We start from the raw sequence: 14,141 nt of genomic DNA on the forward strand, positions 1-14,141 counted from the left end.
TTTGATATTGATAGGACTTTACTTGATTATGATACCACTGAGAGAATTGGTATATCGAAACCAGACCCTGAAATTTTTCAAAGAACTGTATTACAATCGAACCTCAAAATGAAAGATTTCTATTATATTGGTAATTGATTAGAAACTGATGCAATTAGTAGTATAAGCTGGAATGCAAGATATGTGGTTAAATCGGGATACCTCGCAACTCAAGTGCGATGTTCCTACTATATCTTCTTTACATGAAGTTTTAACGATGATATAAAAAACGACTGCGTTCCCCCGCAGTCGTTTTTATGTTACGCTGTAATCCAAGCCTCGTCAGCTGGATTTTTGCTCCATTCTTGTAGTTTTTTCGTTTCAGCTTGTCCAATCATACCTTTTTCTTCCGCTACTTTAGTTAATGTGCTATAGTCGCTTAAAGAATATGATGCTACATTAGCTGCCGCTAGTTTTTCTTTTCCTGCTTCAAGCTCGTATGTGAAAATTGATACGATTCCTAATACTTCACAGCCAGCTTCGCGAAGTGCTTCTACACATGTAATCGCACTACCGCCAGTTGAAATTAAGTCTTCTACTACTACTACTTTTTGACCTTTTTCAGCTTTTCCTTCGATTTGATTCCCTTTACCGTGGCCTTTTGCTTTACTACGTACGTAGCACATTGGTAAATCCATACGATCGCTTACCCATGCAGCGTGCGCAATACCAGCAGTTGCTGTTCCTGCAATAACTTCTACAGCCCCAAAGTGCTCTTTAATTAACTCTTCTAATCCAGCTGCAATCGCTTGACGTACTTTTGGATATGATAAAGTTAAACGGTTATCACAATAAATTGGTGATTTCATACCAGAAGACCAAGTGAACGGATCATTCGGTTGTAAAAATACTGCTCCAATTTCTAATAAATGCGATGCGATTTCTTTTTTCATACTGTTACACCTTCCCACTGTTGTTTTACTGTTTGATACGCTTCAAGCGGATTTTCTGCTTTTGCAATACTACGTCCCACTACGATGTAGCTTGAGCCAAGTTCCCTCGCACGTTTCGGTGTTGCTACGCGCACTTGGTCATTCACATCATCACTTGCAAGACGAATCCCCGGTGTTACTGTTACAAATTCATTTCCGCATACTTCACGTAATTTGGGAACTTCAAGTGTTGAACAAACAACGCCATCAAGTCCACTTTCTTTCGTTAATTTTGCATAATGAGCAACCGCTTCTTCTAACGTTTTCTCAATGCCAATCTCTTTTTTCATCATAGCTTCCGAAGTGCTTGTTAGTTGTGTAACTGCAATACAAATCGGTCTCTTTTTTCCTTCTTGCTTACCTTCCTCTAATCCCTCAATCGCAGCTTTCATCATACTACTTCCCCCAGCAGCATGAACATTTACCATATCAACATCTAGACTAGCTAGGCTACGCATAGCGCTTTTTACTGTATTTGGAATATCATGAAGTTTTAAATCTAGAAAGATGTTATGCCCTTTTTCTTTTAAGTACGTAATAATTGCTGGGCCTTCTTTATAAAACAACTCCATACCAACTTTGACAAATAACTCTTCCCCTTCAAAGTGTTGTAAAAATTGTTCTACCTCTTTTTTTCCTGGAAAATCTAACGCAACAATTAGCGACTGTGACATACTTACTTCCAGCTCCTTCCTTGACATTCCGAAATGTAATCAAATCCTAATTCATCTAATAACGATGGTAATTCTTCAATAATGGTTGGGCATACGAGTGGATCAACAAAATTTGCTGTACCAACTGCCACTGCACTTGCACCAGCATAGAAGAATTCAATAACATCTTCTGCCGACTCAATGCCACCCATTCCAATAATCGGAATGTTAACCGCTTGGCTTACTTCATGTACCATACGAATCGCCACCGGTTTAATTGCAGGACCTGATAGTCCACCTGTACGGTTTGCTAAAATTGGTTTTGCTGTTTTTAAATCTAGACGCATACCAAGCAATGTATTAATCATCGTTAATCCGTCCGCACCTGCATTTTCAATTGCCTTCGCAATCTCCACAATGTTTGTCACGTTCGGTGACAATTTCACATATACCGGCACTTCAGAAACCTCTTTTACTCGCTTCGTTAAATCAGCAGCAATTTCAGGATTTGTACCAAAAGCGATACCTCCCGTTTTTACGTTTGGACAAGAAATATTTAATTCTAGCGCATGAACATTCGGTGCTTTTGAAATTTCCGTTGCTACTGCTACATAATCTTCAATTTGTGAACCTGCAACATTCGCTATAATTGGGAGATCAAATTGTTCTAACCATGGTAATTCAGAGTTCATTACCTTTTCTAGCCCTGGATTTTGAAGTCCGATTGCATTTAACATACCACCTGGTGTTTCCGCCACACGAGGCGTCGGATTTCCGTAGCGTGGTTGTTCTGTCGTTGCTTTAATCATGATTGAGCCCAGTACACTTAAATCATAAAACTGAGCATATTCACGGCCAAACCCGAAGCAACCAGATGCTGGGATGATTGGATTTTTTAATGATAATCCTGGCAATTCAACTTGCAATCTGTTCATAGTACAACCTCCCCGATTGGAAATACAGGTCCATCGCTGCACACTTTCTTATAAGAATGTCCACTTGAATCTTCTTGTAAGTGGCATACACATGCGAAACATGCTCCAATCCCACATCCCATACGTTCTTCTAGTGAAATGTAGGCTTTTTTCTCTTTATAACGCCCTTCTAATGCACGTAGCATCGCTAAAGGTCCACATGAGTATAAAATATCAAAGTCAATTCCATAGTTATCTATTACATCTGTTACAAACCCTTTTGTACCATGTGTACCATCAACGGTTGCAACATATGTATCACCAAGTTCTGCAAACTTCTCTTCATAGAAAACAACGTCTTTCGTTTGAAATCCTAAGATGTGAATGACACGTACACCTTTTGCAACAAGGCGTTGCGATAGCTCATAAAGTGGTGGTACACCAATTCCGCCTCCTACTAATAAAGCCGTTTGTCCAGCTTCCGCTTCTTCTACTGGAAACCCATGTCCTAGCGGTCCTAATACGTCTACTAATTCACCTTGTTTTCTTTTTGCTAATGTTTTTGTTCCTTGTCCTTCCGCACGATATAGCATTGTAAATTCGTTTTTTTCTTGATCGACATTACAAATACTAATTGGGCGGCGCAGAAGGGGAGTAATCCCCTCTGCTACCTTAATGTGTACGAACTGCCCTGGTTCGTTCATTTGCTGTACAAGATCACCTTGAAGCACTAATTCATAAATGTTTTTTGCAATTTCTGTTTGGTTAACGACAATCATATTTTGCTTTTGCATCATGCATGTACCACCTCGTGACGCTTTGTTGGCGCGATTTCTTTCATTGCGTGAGCTGAGAACGTCATAGATTCTAGTACTCGTAAAATCGCTCTTGTTGTATCAAGTGATGTTAAACAAGCTACACCATTTTCCACAGATTCACGACGAATGCGGAAACCATCACGCGCTGGTTGTTTTCCTTTTGTTAATGTGTTGATAACAAACTGTGCTTTTCCTTGACGAATAATATCAAGTAAGTTGTAATCTTCAGAGTCAATTTTATTTACAACTTGCACTGGAATATTTTGCTCTGTTAACGATTTTGCTGTTCCTGCTGTTGCTAATAAGTTATAGCCAATTTCATGGAAGCGTCTTGCGATTTCAATCGCTTCTTCTTTATCTTTATCCGCAACTGTAATAATGGCAGATCCATGTGTTGGAATGCTGATTCCCGCAGCAACTAATCCTTTATATAATGCTTTTTCAAGTGTTAAGTCTTTCCCCATTACTTCCCCTGTCGACTTCATTTCAGGTCCTAATGTTGTATCAACAGAGCGCAGTTTTGCAAACGAGAATACTGGCGCTTTTACATATACTTCGTTATTTTCTGGGTGATAACCAGTTTCATAACCTTGTTCTACAAGATTTTTACCTAAAATGACTTTCGTTGCGATGTTTGCCATTGGAACACCTGTAATCTTACTTAAGAACGGTACTGTACGGCTTGCACGTGGGTTTACTTCAATGACATACACTTCATCTTTGAAGACTACAAATTGGATATTTAGTAATCCAACAATATTTAATCCTCTTCCAAGTGCAATTGTATTTTCAATAATTTGCTCCTTCACTTTCGCTGATAGGCTTTGTGGAGGATATACTCCGATTGAATCACCAGAGTGAACCCCAGCGCGTTCAATATGTTCCATAATACCTGGAATGTATACATTTTCACCGTCAGAAATTGCATCTACTTCAATTTCTTTCCCAACCATGTAGCGGTCAATTAATACTGGGTGATCCGCATGTACTTTTACTGCATTTTTCATATAGTGAAGCAGTTCTTCTTGACGATACACAATTTCCATTGCACGTCCGCCAAGTACGTAAGATGGTCTTACGAGTACTGGATAGCCAATTTCTTCAGCAATTGCTACCGCTTGTTCTACTGTTGTTGCTGTTTTACCAACCGGTTGCGGAATACCAAGCTCTGTTAATGCTGCTTCGAACTTATCACGATCTTCAGCACGATCTAAATCTTCAAGAGATGTTCCTAAAATTTTCACGCCGCGCTCTGCTAATTTTGCCGCTAAGTTAATTGCTGTCTGTCCACCGAATTGTACAATAACACCTTCTGGCTTCTCTAAATCAATGATGTGCATAACATCTTCAATTGTTAATGGTTCAAAGTACAATTTGTCAGAAATACTGAAGTCTGTTGAAACTGTTTCTGGGTTATTATTCACAATAATTGCTTCGTAGCCAGCTTCTTTAATTGCCCATACAGAATGAACTGTCGCATAGTCAAATTCAACCCCTTGACCGATGCGGATCGGACCAGAACCTAGTACCATTACACTTTTGCGCTCTGTAACGATTGATTCGTTTTCGTCACCATATGTGCTGTAGTAGTAAGGCGTTGCAGATTCGAATTCTGCCGCACAAGTATCTACCATTTTAAATACTGGCATCATGCCATTTTCTTTACGCGTAGCGTAAATTTCACATTCTGTTTTATTCCAAGCAGCCGCAATGTAATGATCACTAAAGCCCATTTCTTTTGCTTCTCGTAATACTTCCATGTCTCCAACGTTTGCTTTTACTTTTCGCTCCATATTTACGATGTTTTCGATTTTTTGTAAGAAGAAGAAGTCCATTTCACACCATTCATGAATCTCTTCTTTCGTTACACCTTGGCGAATTGCTTCTGCTACAACAAATAGACGCTCATCATCTGCTTTTATAATACGTTTCTTCATTGTTTCTTTATCAAGCTCTTTTAAGTGATCTAGCTCTAGATGATAAATACCAAGTTCTAGAGAGCGAACCGCTTTTAATAATGATTCTTCTAAGTTACGTCCGATTGACATAACTTCACCCGTTGCTTTCATTTGTGTTCCAAGCGTTCTATTTGCTGATTCAAACTTATCGAAAGGCCAGCGTGGAATTTTCGAAACAACATAGTCTAACGCTGGCTCGAAGCAAGCATACGTTTTTTGTGTTACCGGGTTTACAATTTCATCTAATGTTAAACCGACTGCAATTTTTGCTGCTAATTTCGCAATTGGGTATCCCGTCGCTTTTGATGCTAAAGCAGATGAACGACTTACACGTGGATTTACTTCGATTACATAGTATTGGAAGCTATATGGATCTAGCGCAAGCTGAACGTTACATCCCCCTTCAATTCCTAATGCACGAATAATTCTTAATGACGTATTACGCAACATCTGATATTCGCGATCACTTAATGTTTGACTCGGTGCTACAACAATAGAATCCCCTGTGTGCACGCCAACTGGATCGATGTTTTCCATGTTACATACTACGATGGCATTGTCATTTGCATCACGCATTACTTCATATTCGATTTCTTTAAAGCCAGCGATGCTTTTTTCTAATAAACATTGTGTTACTGGGCTATGTTTCAAACCACTTGTTACAATTTCGATTAACTCTTCTTCATTGTGGCAAATCCCGCCGCCTGTTCCGCCTAGCGTAAATGCAGGACGAACAATGACTGGATAACCAATTTCTTTTACAAATTCATATGCTTCATCAAGTGTATGAATAATTTCACTTGGTGGTGTTGGTTCGTTTAATTCTTGCATTAATGTACGGAATAAATCGCGATCTTCCGCTTGCTCAATTGCTGATAATTTCGTTCCTAAAATTTCAACTCCACACTCTTCAAGCACGCCTGATTTTGCAAGTTCAACAGCCATATTTAATCCTGTTTGTCCGCCAAGTGTCGGCAAAATTGCATCTGGACGCTCTTTACGAATAATGCGGCTTACAAATTCTAATGTTAATGGTTCAATATATACTTTATCTGCTGTTGCAGTGTCTGTCATAATTGTTGCTGGGTTCGAGTTAACAAGGATTACTTTGTAACCTTCCTCTTTTAAAGATTGACAAGCTTGCGTTCCAGAGTAATCAAACTCCGCTGCTTGCCCAATTACAATTGGTCCTGATCCGATTACTAAAATTGTGTTAATGTCTAGGCGTTTTGGCATAACTCTTCCCCTTCTTTCTTAAAGTTTGCAATCATTGTTAAGAAATCTTCAAATAAGTCATTTGCATCTTCTGGCCCTGCTGATGCTTCTGGATGATATTGCACTGTAAATGCCGGGAACTTCTTATGACGAAGTCCTTCTACTGTTCCATCATTTAAAGCAACGTGTGTAATCTCAAGGTCTGTTCCTTTTACAGATTCCTCTTCTACTGCATACCCATGGTTTTGAGAAGTGATAGCTACTTTTCCAGTTTCAAGATGTTTTACTGGATGGTTTAATCCACGGTGACCAAATTTTAATTTCACTGTATTTGCACCTGATGCTAAGGCAAATAGTTGATGCCCAAGGCAAATACCGAATAAAGGTACTTTTCCAATAATTCCTTTTAACATTTCAATCGCTTCTGGTACATCTTTTGGATCCCCTGGTCCGTTACTTAACATAATTCCATCTGGGCTTAAGCGTAAAATTTCTTCTGCCGATGTATCGTAAGGAACAACAATAACATCGCAATCACGCTTATTTAATTCGCGTAAAATACCGTGCTTCATTCCGAAATCAACAAGGACAACGCGGTAGCCACGACCTGGGCTTGGATATGGATCTTTTGTTGACACACGCTTTACATGATCGGTAAATACTGTAGCTTTTAATTGACTGACAATGTAATCTACATCGACATCCATATTACAAAGACGTCCGCGCATTGTTCCATATTGACGAATTTTTCTTGTTAATTTTCTCGTATCAATTCCTGATAATCCTGGAATATTTCGCTCTTTTAAATACTCATCTAACGAAATTTCATTACGGAAGTTCGATGGATGATCGCAAATTTCATTTACAATTAAACCGTGTACAGATGGTTGAATCGATTCAAAATCATCACGGTTAATACCATAGTTTCCGATCAATGGATACGTAAATGTTACGATTTGACCGCAGTATGATGGATCAGATAAAGTTTCTTGGTATCCTGTCATACCAGTTGTAAATACAACTTCACCTGATTTTTCAATTTCTCCGCCGAAGCCTTTTCCAATTAATACTGTTCCATCTTCTAAGATAAGCTGTCTTTTCATACTAATGCACTCTCCTTTTGCCATGCGATCTTCCCACCAACTAATGTCATAACTGGCCATCCTTGACACTTCCAGCCTGCAAATGGCGTATTTTTTCCTTTTGATAAGAATGTTGTTGGGTCAATTTTTTCTTCTTGTTCTAAATCAATAATGGTAATATCAGCTGCTCTTCCTTCTTTTAGGCGCCCTGTTTCTAAACCAAATGTATCTGCTGGCTTTTCTGTTAAGAATTGAATAAGCTGTTCTAATGTGATAATTCCTTTTTTCACAAGGTTTGTATATAGTAATGGGAACGCTGTTTCAAAACCAGTAATTCCAAATGGTGCTCTTTCAATGCCTTGTGCTTTTTCTTCTGCTGTATGCGGTGCATGATCCGTTGCAATGATGTCGATTGTTCCATCTAATAAACCTTCAATGAGTGCTTCTTGATCTTCTCTTCCTCGAAGTGGTGGGTTCATTTTAAAGTTTGGATCAACAGATGGGATATCATCTTCACATAGCACTAAGTGGTGTGGCGTTACTTCCGCTGTTACTTTAATGCCTGCACGTTTTGCATCACGAATTACTCGTACTGACCCTTTTGTACTTACGTGACAAACGTGATAGTGACAATCTGCTGCTTCCGCTAGTAAAATGTCCCTGGCAATATGTACAGATTCACATACTGATGGGATACCGTTTAATCCATGTTTCTCGGAAAATTTCCCTTCATGTACACAACCTTTATTAATAAGCGTATTTTCTTCGCAATGGGCAACAACTGCCATATTTAATTTAGCTGCACGCTTCATAGCCGCTAACATCATACTTGCATCTTGTACGCCTACTCCATCATCAGTAAATGCGAATGCTCCAAGTTCTTTTAACGTTTCAAAGTCCGTCATTTCAGAACCTGCTTGACGCACTGTAATTGCACCATATGGCAGTACATTTACATGTGCTTTTTCTTTAATTCGTTTTTGCAAGTCTTCCATATGCTCTTTACTATCTGGTACTGGGCGTGTATTTGGCATCGCACAAATTGTTGTAAAGCCCCCTTTTGCTGCTGCAAGTGTACCAGTTTCAATTGTTTCTTTATGTTCACCACCTGGTTCGCGAAGATGAACGTGTACATCTACTAATCCAGGTGCGATTAATTTTCCATTTACATCGATTACTTCCGCATTTTCAGCTGAAATATTTTCTGCTATTTTTGCAATTTTACCATCTTGTACAAGAAGATCTGTTGCTACGATTTTTCCATCTTCATTTAAGTAACGTCCATTTTTAAACAAATAATTCATGTTTCATTCCTCCTAATACATTTGGTAATGCGCGTTTTAAAACAGCCATTCTTACGTAAACTCCATTTTCCATCTGTTTGAATATGCGAGAACGCTCACACTCAACAAGTTCACTTGCAATTTCTACATCACGATTTACTGGAGCCGGGTGCATAATAATGCTTCCTTCTTTCATACGTTTTTCTCGTTCAATTGTTAATCCGTGGTTTTCATGATACTCTCTCATGATGTCTGTTTCATAATGATCATGACGCTCATGCTGCACACGAAGTAACATCATCACATCAATTTCTGGAATAAGTTCATCTAAGCTTCTATATGTTCCGAATGTATTTGTTTCATCTTTCCACTCTTCTGGGCTAGCAAAGTAAATTGTTGCACCTAATTTCGTTAATGCTTCTGCATTCGAGCGTGCCACTCGGCTGTGACGAATGTCTCCTACAATCGCAATCTTTAATCCTTCAAATCTCCCAAACTCTTGTTTAATTGTTAGAAGATCTAACAAACATTGCGTCGGATGATTTCCACATCCATCACCTGCATTTAAAATCGGGATATTTACTTTGTCTTTTAGCTCATCGAAGTAGCGGTCTTGCTGATGGCGGATGACTACTGCTTTGGCTCCAATTGATTCTAGTGTTCTTATCGTATCGTATAGCGTTTCTCCTTTTTGTACGCTAGAAGAATCTGCTGAGAAGTTTAATACTTCTAATCCCAATCTCTTCTCAGCAACCTCGAAGCTAAATCTTGTTCTCGTACTATTCTCAAAAAACAAGTTTGCTACAAATGTTTGCTCTGTCGCTTTTCTTTCTTCCCCATTCGCAAAATCTTCTGCATCTTTTAGGATTTCTGAAATCTCTTGTTTCGATAATTCACTCATCGTTAACAACTGGCTCATTGTCATCCCTCATCTTTCTGATTTTTATGATAACACTTTTCGTATTTCTATAACAATAATCGCATAAAAATACCCTAGTCATGTGAGACTAGGGTGCAAGAAAGAAGCCACCCTTTTCTGTCTCACAGGACTGAATTAAAAGGTTCATTTTTATGAAGCAATCCGCTTAGATTGCTGTTTTTCTTTCATTTCTGGTAATAGTAGATTTAACAGCACGCCTACAATTGCTGCAAGCGCCATTCCTTCTACTTGGAATGATTCTCCGATATGAAGCACTGCACCGCCTATACCAATGACAAGAATAACAGATGCGATCATTAAGTTACGTTTGTCACTTAAGTCTGTTTTTTCGTCCACCATCATGCGTAAACCACTTGATGCGATGACACCAAAGAGTAAGATGGAGACACCGCCCATAACTGGTGTTGGAATCGAATGAATCAGCGCTGCAATCTTACCGATAAATCCAAACGCGATTGCGAAGATTGCTGATCCAGCGAATAAATATACACTATACGCTCTTGTAATTGCTAGCACTCCGATATTTTCACCATATGTTGTATTCGGTGGTCCACCAATTACAGATGCTATTAATGTTGCTACACCATCACCAAAGATTGAACGATGTAAGCCTGGTTTTGCAATTAAATCTCTATTAATAACATTTCCAAGTACAATTTGGTGTCCAATGTGTTCTGAGATCGTTACCAGTGCTACTGGAACCATTAGAAGCATAATCTTCCAAGAAAATTCCGGGGTATATGTTACAAACGGTACAACAAAGTCTGGTACATCAAACCATCTTGCCTCAGCTACTGGCTTTAAATCGACTAGCCCTTGGAAGTATGCAAAAATATATCCGCCAATAATTCCAATCAATACCGGTATAATACTGAAAAATCCTCTTCCAAATATGGAGCAAATAATCGTAATTGCTAATGTAACTAATGCTACTGAGAAGTGTGTGAAGCTATATTTTCCATCCGCATCATTCATTGCCATATTCACAGCCGTATGCGCTAAAGCTAAACCGATAACCATTACAACTGGACCAACTACAATTGGAGGAAGTAATTTCATAATCCAAGCTGATCCTGATTTTTTAATTCCTAGCGAAACTAGGAGATAAACAAGTCCTGCTAGCATACCACCGAGCATTGCTGCTCCCGGCCCACCCGCGGTTTTTGCCGTTATAATCGGAGCAATAAATGCGAACGATGATCCTAAATAGGCAGGTACTTGCCCTTTTGTTATAAGAAGAAACGCTAATGTTCCTAATCCACTGGAGATTAAAGTTACTGATGGATTTAATCCTGTTAAAAATGGAACCAGTACTGTTGATCCGAACATTGCAAACAAATGTTGTATGCTTAAAAATAACCATCTTCCCGGTTTCGGTACTTCATGAATGTCTAACACTGGCTTTTGCTCCATTGTTATATCCTCCTTCAGTTTAAAACTTTATAATAAAAAAACTCTTTGTGCCTGTGCACAAAGAGTCCTATACTTTCATATGACAAATTTGACATATGAAAGCCAAGACCCTTTGGCAGCCTCACAGGACTACATTTAAAAGGGATTTACTTTTCGTATATGCTTACTCGATCTTGTTGATCTGTCTCTTGCAAATCAACTTCAATACGTTCTTCACTTGATGTTGGAATGTTTTTCCCTACATAATCAGCGCGAATTGGTAACTCACGATGACCTCTATCTACAAGAACAGCTAACTGAATTTGTGATGGTCTTCCTAAATCCATTAGTGCATCCATTGCAGCGCGAACTGTTCTCCCTGTATATAATACATCGTCTACAAGAATCACTTTTTTCTTTGTAATATCTACAGGAATATCAGAGCCTTTTACAAGCGGTTCTTTATCTTTAGATTGTAGCGTTAAATCATCACGATATAGCGTAATGTCTAACTCTCCAACTTCAATCTCTTTTCCTTCAATCTGACTAATTTTTTCTGCTAAACGTTTTGCTAGAAAAATTCCACGCGTTTTAATTCCGACTAAAACGCATTGGTCAACACCTTTATTATGCTCCACAATTTCGTGACTAATACGCGTTAAAGCGCGACGAATCATTTGGTCATCTAAAACAACAGCTTTTTCTTTCATGCTTTACACCTCCAAGCTTTTTTTGCGTGAGAGGAATCGTATAAAAAAAGTCCTCCCAGCGTGTGCGAGAGGACTTTTGAAAAAAGGGTACAAGCATACCCTAAGTATTTCAAACCGTTACCTTCTCAACCTCACGGGGCTGTGTTAAAGGATCATTATTTAACTGTTGTTAGTATCGCAGTTTTTATTCGTTTTGTCAATACTATTTCCGTAAAATATTTAATGTTTCCTCGAATATAGCTGGTGCAGGTGCTTCAAACTGTAAATATTCACCTGTACGCGGATGATTAAATCCTAAAATTCCCGCATGAAGCGCTTGTCCATTTAAATGTAATGTCTTTTTCGGACCATATTTCGGATCCCCAGCAAGAGGATATCCAATATATTTCATATGAACACGAATTTGATGTGTTCGCCCTGTTTCTAAACGACATTCGACAAGCGTAAAGTCCTTAAATCGTTCTAACACTTGAAAATGCGTAACTGCATGCTTCCCATTTTCATCAACAGCCATACTTTGGCGATCTTTCTTATCTCGAGCAATTGGCGCATCAATTGTTCCTTTATCATGCGGGATTACACCATGCACAATTGCCTTATAGCGTCTCGTCACTGTTTTTTCTACTAGCTGATTTACTAAAGATTCATGCGCCATATCATTTTTCGCAACCATTAATAAACCTGATGTGTCTTTATCAATGCGGTGTACAATACCAGGGCGCATGACACCGTTAATACCTGATAAATCTGTACAATGATGCATTAAGCCATTAACAAGTGTACCGCTCGTGTGCCCCGGTGCTGGATGTACAACCATACCGCGCGGTTTATTAACAACTAGTACATCCGCATCTTCGTAATAAATCTCTAAATTCATATCTTCGGCACGAATATCCAATTCTTCTGGTTCCGGAATTGTTACTGTAATTTCATCATTTTCTTTTACTTTATAATTTCCTTTAACCGTCTTTCCATTTACTGTTATGACGCCGTCTTTAATCCATTGTTGTACTTGTGTTCGAGACCACTCATGATTTACACTTGCAACAAATTTATCAATCCGTTCGTTTTTCTGTTCTTCTAAAACTGTTACTTGTACTACTTCGCTCATTCAATTACTCCTTCATTTTCTTTCCTTCTAATAATGTTTGAATAATAATTAATACAACACCAATACATAAAGCCGAATCAGCTATATTAAATACCGGATAATTGTATGAAAAAATATACACGTGAATAAAATCCACTACTTCTTGTCTAAATACACGATCAATAAAATTACCAATCGCTCCACCTAAAATAAGACCGAGAGAAATCCCTAACAGTTTATCTGTTTTTGCATACTTCTTCATATAAAAGACAATAAATCCTACAAAAACAACTGTAATGATATAGAAGAACCACATTTTGTTTTCTAAAATACCCCAAGCAGCTCCTCTGTTTCGATGTGATGTTATGTATAATACATTATCGATAATCGGGATACTTGCACCTAATTCCATGTTCTTGACAATAAACCATTTCGATATTTGATCGATCGCAATAACAACTAACGCTATTAAATAATATATCATTTCATTTCCCCCACAAAGACAGTGTACCTCAAAATTTTAGCATAGCTGCTACCTTTTCACAATGAACCTTTATCGAAGAATAAAATAAAATGAAAAAAGGTACTATAATATCGTTGTGCGAATTACACATTTACTTTTTCATATGAAAATTCATAAATGGTACGAGCTGTTGGCAACATCTTCATACGTTTTAAAGAAATCATTTCTCCTGTTTCTTCACAAACACCATACATATCAATCTCCATTTTAAATAATGCTCGCTCAACATCTTTTAAGTCCTCTCTTATATCATGTAAAAGTAATTTCTTCTTTGCATCTAGTTGTATTTCATATCCCAGTTCTTGTCCAAATTCCATCTGATATGTACGATTTACTTCCTTTGCCAATCGCTCCTGTAATTCTTTTCTCATCACTTGTAATTCTCGTTTTATGTCCATATAGATTTCATTCACGTGTACATTCCTCCTAGCTGCAATGTACCGTTAGTGTATCCGAATTCCACTTACTTACCGCACACACATTTTTCCTTCATAGGAAGTTCTTCTATTTTGCTTCATTCATTTTTCATAAGTAACTTTGTACTTGTTATATCATACACGATATACAAAAAAACTGACCGCTATATGAGCGA

The 14,141-nt window shown here is 38.2% G+C and carries 13 protein-coding genes and 1 pseudogene; 1 reads left to right on the plus strand and 13 read right to left on the minus strand.

Annotation, left to right across the window (positions count from 1 at the left end; genetic code table 11):
* Positions 1–33: 33 nt before the first annotated feature.
* A pseudogene (locus MR063_RS00450) lies at positions 34–265 on the plus strand (HAD family hydrolase); the annotation flags it as partial.
* A 34-nt stretch (positions 266–299) separates the two neighbouring features.
* Here the strand turns inward: MR063_RS00450 and pyrE are convergent.
* The 13 genes from pyrE to MR063_RS00515 all read right to left on the minus strand — a co-directional run bounded on the left by pyrE (position 300) and on the right by MR063_RS00515 (position 13,962).
* Entirely contained in the window at positions 300–932 is a 633-nt protein-coding gene (gene pyrE, locus MR063_RS00455) for an orotate phosphoribosyltransferase (protein ID WP_242192720.1), read from the minus strand.
* Complete coding sequence (pyrF, locus tag MR063_RS00460; protein ID WP_242192722.1) at positions 929–1,645, minus strand: orotidine-5'-phosphate decarboxylase; 717 nt, start codon at positions 1,643–1,645, stop codon at positions 929–931. Before pyrF ends, pyrE begins: the two co-directional genes overlap by 4 nt.
* Positions 1,646–1,647: 2 nt before the next feature.
* Positions 1,648–2,559 (minus strand): dihydroorotate oxidase B catalytic subunit, encoded by a 912-nt coding sequence (gene pyrD / locus MR063_RS00465; RefSeq protein ID WP_242192724.1) that lies wholly within the window; start codon positions 2,557–2,559, stop codon positions 1,648–1,650.
* Positions 2,556–3,335 carry a dihydroorotate oxidase B electron transfer subunit gene (gene pyrK, locus MR063_RS00470; RefSeq protein ID WP_242192726.1) on the minus strand — a complete coding sequence of 260 codons (780 nt, stop codon included), beginning with the start codon at positions 3,333–3,335 and terminating at the stop codon, positions 2,556–2,558. The genes pyrD and pyrK overlap by 4 nt, the downstream gene beginning before the upstream one ends.
* A complete protein-coding gene (gene carB / locus MR063_RS00475) occupies positions 3,332–6,550 on the minus strand; it encodes a carbamoyl-phosphate synthase large subunit (RefSeq protein ID WP_242192728.1) in 3,219 nt (1,072 codons plus the stop codon). The genes pyrK and carB overlap by 4 nt, the downstream gene beginning before the upstream one ends.
* Positions 6,535–7,632: a carbamoyl phosphate synthase small subunit gene (locus tag MR063_RS00480; RefSeq protein ID WP_242192734.1), complete on the minus strand. Its 1,098-nt coding sequence runs from the start codon at positions 7,630–7,632 to the stop codon at positions 6,535–6,537. Before MR063_RS00480 ends, carB begins: the two co-directional genes overlap by 16 nt.
* Positions 7,629–8,915, minus strand: a complete 1,287-nt coding sequence (gene pyrC, locus MR063_RS00485; protein WP_242192738.1) for a dihydroorotase — start codon at positions 8,913–8,915, stop codon at positions 7,629–7,631. The genes MR063_RS00480 and pyrC overlap by 4 nt, the downstream gene beginning before the upstream one ends.
* Positions 8,899–9,813, minus strand: a complete 915-nt coding sequence (locus MR063_RS00490) for an aspartate carbamoyltransferase catalytic subunit (protein WP_242192740.1) — start codon at positions 9,811–9,813, stop codon at positions 8,899–8,901. The genes pyrC and MR063_RS00490 overlap by 17 nt, the downstream gene beginning before the upstream one ends.
* Positions 9,814–9,963: 150 nt before the next feature.
* Positions 9,964–11,247, minus strand: a complete 1,284-nt coding sequence (locus MR063_RS00495) for a solute carrier family 23 protein (RefSeq protein WP_242192748.1) — start codon at positions 11,245–11,247, stop codon at positions 9,964–9,966.
* Positions 11,248–11,393: 146 nt separating this feature from the next.
* Positions 11,394–11,936 carry a bifunctional pyrimidine operon transcriptional regulator/uracil phosphoribosyltransferase gene (pyrR, locus tag MR063_RS00500; RefSeq protein WP_242192756.1) on the minus strand — a complete coding sequence of 181 codons (543 nt, stop codon included), beginning with the start codon at positions 11,934–11,936 and terminating at the stop codon, positions 11,394–11,396.
* A gap of 202 nt (positions 11,937–12,138) precedes the next feature.
* Positions 12,139–13,047: an RluA family pseudouridine synthase gene (locus MR063_RS00505; RefSeq protein ID WP_242192764.1), complete on the minus strand. Its 909-nt coding sequence runs from the start codon at positions 13,045–13,047 to the stop codon at positions 12,139–12,141.
* Positions 13,048–13,051: 4 nt separating this feature from the next.
* The gene (gene lspA, locus MR063_RS00510) at positions 13,052–13,510 is read right to left on the minus strand and encodes a lipoprotein signal peptidase LspA (RefSeq protein ID WP_242144490.1); all 459 of its coding nucleotides are present in this window, start codon (positions 13,508–13,510) and stop codon (positions 13,052–13,054) included.
* Positions 13,511–13,632: 122 nt separating this feature from the next.
* Positions 13,633–13,962 (minus strand): TraR/DksA C4-type zinc finger protein, encoded by a 330-nt coding sequence (locus MR063_RS00515; protein WP_242144489.1) that lies wholly within the window; start codon positions 13,960–13,962, stop codon positions 13,633–13,635.
* Between the last annotated feature and the right edge of the window lie 179 nt (positions 13,963–14,141).

It is taken from the genome of Bacillus cereus group sp. BfR-BA-01492 (genome assembly GCF_022662815.1).
Lineage (GTDB): Bacteria > Bacillota > Bacilli > Bacillales > Bacillaceae_G > Bacillus_A > Bacillus_A cereus_BD.

What these genes read in the sequence shown, in the direction of transcription:
- pyrE (WP_242192720.1), bottom strand. Translation starts at nt 932, where the DNA reads ATGAAAAAAGAAATCGCATCGCATTTATTAGAAATTGGAGCAGTATTT.
- pyrF (WP_242192722.1), bottom strand. Translation starts at nt 1,645, where the DNA reads ATGTCACAGTCGCTAATTGTTGCGTTAGATTTTCCAGGAAAAAAAGAG.
- pyrD (WP_242192724.1), bottom strand. Translation starts at nt 2,559, where the DNA reads ATGAACAGATTGCAAGTTGAATTGCCAGGATTATCATTAAAAAATCCA.
- pyrK (WP_242192726.1), bottom strand. Translation starts at nt 3,335, where the DNA reads ATGATGCAAAAGCAAAATATGATTGTCGTTAACCAAACAGAAATTGCA.
- carB (WP_242192728.1), bottom strand. Translation starts at nt 6,550, where the DNA reads ATGCCAAAACGCCTAGACATTAACACAATTTTAGTAATCGGATCAGGA.
- MR063_RS00480 (WP_242192734.1), bottom strand. Translation starts at nt 7,632, where the DNA reads ATGAAAAGACAGCTTATCTTAGAAGATGGAACAGTATTAATTGGAAAA.
- pyrC (WP_242192738.1), bottom strand. Translation starts at nt 8,915, where the DNA reads ATGAATTATTTGTTTAAAAATGGACGTTACTTAAATGAAGATGGAAAA.
- MR063_RS00490 (WP_242192740.1), bottom strand. Translation starts at nt 9,813, where the DNA reads ATGAGCCAGTTGTTAACGATGAGTGAATTATCGAAACAAGAGATTTCA.
- MR063_RS00495 (WP_242192748.1), bottom strand. Translation starts at nt 11,247, where the DNA reads ATGGAGCAAAAGCCAGTGTTAGACATTCATGAAGTACCGAAACCGGGA.
- pyrR (WP_242192756.1), bottom strand. Translation starts at nt 11,936, where the DNA reads ATGAAAGAAAAAGCTGTTGTTTTAGATGACCAAATGATTCGTCGCGCT.
- MR063_RS00505 (WP_242192764.1), bottom strand. Translation starts at nt 13,047, where the DNA reads ATGAGCGAAGTAGTACAAGTAACAGTTTTAGAAGAACAGAAAAACGAA.
- lspA (WP_242144490.1), bottom strand. Translation starts at nt 13,510, where the DNA reads ATGATATATTATTTAATAGCGTTAGTTGTTATTGCGATCGATCAAATA.